The sequence below is a fragment of the Haladaptatus sp. W1 genome (assembly GCF_001723155.1).
Taxonomy (GTDB): domain Archaea; phylum Halobacteriota; class Halobacteria; order Halobacteriales; family Haladaptataceae; genus Haladaptatus; species Haladaptatus paucihalophilus.
Genome location: NZ_MEIH01000252.1, coordinates 1 through 2,739 on the forward strand (window position 1 = coordinate 1; position 2,739 = coordinate 2,739).

Genomic DNA, 2,739 nt, shown 5'->3' on the forward strand with positions numbered 1-2,739 from the left:
GACACTCCGGTCGCCGCTGATGGCGGTGTCGTGACAAAACAGATGCCCCTTTGGAAGGCGTGGACGCCGTACGCGCTGCTGGCGGCGCTGCTCGTTCTCACCCGCGTTTGGACTCCCCTCACGGACTTCCTGACGAGCACGCTCGTCCTCAAGTGGACGAACATCCTCGGTACTGGTCTCGATAACGACTTCGCACTACTCTACCTCCCGGGGGCGGTGTTCGTGTTCGTCCACCTCATCACCATTCCGCTACACGGCATGAACGGACGCCAGATTAAGGATTCGTGGGTCGAGACGGCCGAGAATGTCATCCCCGCTGTCATCGCGTTGCTGTTCGCGGTGGCGACGGTTCAGATCATGATTCAATCCGGCAAAGCAGCGGACATCGACAGCATGCTGGTCATCCTCTCGGACGCAACGGCGAACGTCGCAGGCGGCGTCTACCCGTTCTTCGCGTCGCTCGTGGGCGCATTCGGCGCATTCCTCGCCGGTTCGAACACGGTGAGCGACATTCTGTTCGGGACGTTCCAGTACAACGTCGCCGAGAACCTCGCCGTCTCGCGCACCATCCTCGTCGGTGCACAGGCCGTCGGTGGTGCGATCGGGAACCTCATCGCGATTCACAACGTGGTCGCCGCGCTCGCGGTGGTCGGCCTCGTCGGACAGGAAGGACGGGTCATCCGACTCGAACTCCTTCCGTTAACGTACTATGCGGGCATGACTGGAATCCTGACGATGCTGTTCGTCTACGTGATTTTCCCAACCGTCTTCTGAGTTCGTCGAGCTTTTTTCGTTTTGCACCATCGGGGAAGGATGAGGAAACGACGATGGCGCGAGTGAATTCGTTCCACATAGTGAATTCGTTTCACAACGTGGTCAAATTTCGGACGGTAACTACAAACGAATGTGATTAGATACTTCGTCTGGGTATCAATCGATGAATCTCGACGAATTTGTAACCTCCCACGCACCGAACGAGACGCAAAACACGTTCGAACTGGAAAGTTCGAAGCTGCTCGATGTTTCGGTGGACGGTAGCGTCATGGCACGAGCGGGGTCGATGGTCGGCTACACCGGCGAAATCTCGTTCGAACAGAAGTCCGCCGGTGGACTGAAAGGAATGCTGAAACAGAAAGCCACCGGCGAGGGAGCGGTGATGATGAAGGCAACGGGAACCGGCCATCTCTATCTGGCCGACCAAGGCAAAGAGGTCCAACTGCTCGAACTGGACGCCGACGACGAAATCAGTGTCAACGGAAACGACGTGCTGGCGTTCGAGGAGAGCGTCAATTGGGATATCCAGATGATGAGCAGCATCGCTGGAGCGACCTCCGGCGGTTTGTTCAACGTGTATCTCTCGGGACCGGGCTATATCGCGATTACCACGCACGGCGAACCCCTCGTCGTCCCGACGCCGGTCAGTACCGACCCCAGTGCGACGGTTGCGTGGAGTAGCAACGTCTCGCCGAGCTCAAAGCGGGATTTGAACCTCAAAAGCTTCATCGGACGCTCCTCTGGTGAGACGTATCAGCTTCAGTTCGCCGACAAGGGCGGATTCGTCATCATCCAACCGTACGAGGAAGTACACCCGGAACAGTGACCCACTTCGTTCGATCACTATCCACGACCGCTCCCTGATCAAAATATCTTGTTTTCCGCTGTCTTGTCCCTCCGATTGATGCGCGGAATCTGTGAATCGTTCCGACTCGCTGCACAGAAGCCAAAAAGCACACCATAGAGCATAAATTTAATAAGTATTATTAAAAAGCAGAAATAGACATCCTTTTTATGCTATGGTCCTAAACTTATTTTAGCTAACGTGGAATGGTTCCCATGAATTTACAAGACAATCAGAACGCTTCTACTCGCTCATTTTTCAACCCACTTACCGGAGAGTTTCGTCCGTTCGCCCTCGTTCAACTCCTCCTGATTCCACTTCTCTTCATCGGGGTTCTTTACGGAGCGCAGAATTCCCCAGAATGGTTTGGTTCGTTTCATCTCGACCTTCTCTTTCTCTATGTTACACCCCTCTTATTGCTCGCACATACGTACTATCGGACCGATAGAGGGCTGTGGATACACGTCGCACAGACATCACTGTTGATACTCCTGACCTTCGTCCTCCTCCGACAGCACAATCTGTACATACCGGGCCAGAGACGGAGCTTCCACGTTGTTTTGGTCTTCCTTCTGTACGCGGTCTATCCGTTCATCGGGTACGATTTCGTAGCGTTCCTCCGAAGTCGAGCGATATACGTGGCCGCGTACGTCCTCATGCTAGGGGTGTTCTTTATCCACGTCAACTCGATGGCCGCTGGTTCGACGAAAGCGTCGTTTGTCGTCTATATGGCAGAGTGAGACCGTACCGAAGCGTGTCGAGCTGACGAGTCAGCGGTAGGTGGTTTCAACAAGGGCCACAACCAGGTATTTCGGCTGAGTGTCCTGCAACAGACGATTGTGGAGCAGTTTTTCGGAAGCGTGAGAGGACTCGTTTTGAATCTATTAACAGCACCGTCACAGTATCGAATTCACCACGAATATATTTAGTTTAGAACTAGAATTGTTATGGTTCGAATTCGTCATGAAATACTGCTAAATCTACGATACGATTGTGGAAATCCATCTGAAAATCTTTAACAATATCATTGGATTCAGCAGGTCGATCGTTGTTATCTTGTACGTTAGTGAGTACTGGAACCACATTTAACCGTAACCGTCTTTCTCATCAGTCATCAACTC

The 2,739-nt window shown here is 53.0% G+C and carries 4 protein-coding genes; 3 read left to right on the forward strand and 1 reads right to left on the reverse strand.

Annotated elements, in window-relative coordinates; translation table 11 throughout:
• A partial coding sequence (locus tag BG842_RS11295) for an L-lactate permease (protein WP_139136099.1) occupies window positions 1–774 on the forward strand: 774 nt, incomplete at its 5' end.
• 163 nt (window positions 775–937) lie between these two features.
• On the forward strand, window positions 938–1,600 hold the full coding sequence (locus tag BG842_RS11300) for an AIM24 family protein (RefSeq protein ID WP_069450804.1): 663 nt from the start codon (window positions 938–940) through the stop codon (window positions 1,598–1,600).
• A 269-nt stretch (window positions 1,601–1,869) separates the two neighbouring features.
• Here BG842_RS11300 and BG842_RS32505 read toward each other — a convergent pair whose 3' ends face one another.
• Window positions 1,870–1,998, reverse strand: coding sequence for a hypothetical protein (locus BG842_RS32505; RefSeq protein WP_256388523.1), 129 nt, complete (start codon window positions 1,996–1,998; stop codon window positions 1,870–1,872).
• 36 nt (window positions 1,999–2,034) lie between these two features.
• Here BG842_RS32505 and BG842_RS27495 point away from each other — a divergent pair, with 36 nt between their 5' ends.
• Window positions 2,035–2,358 carry a hypothetical protein gene (locus BG842_RS27495; protein WP_254663088.1) on the forward strand — a complete coding sequence of 108 codons (324 nt, stop codon included), beginning with the start codon at window positions 2,035–2,037 and terminating at the stop codon, window positions 2,356–2,358.
• Window positions 2,359–2,739 lie beyond the last annotated feature (381 nt).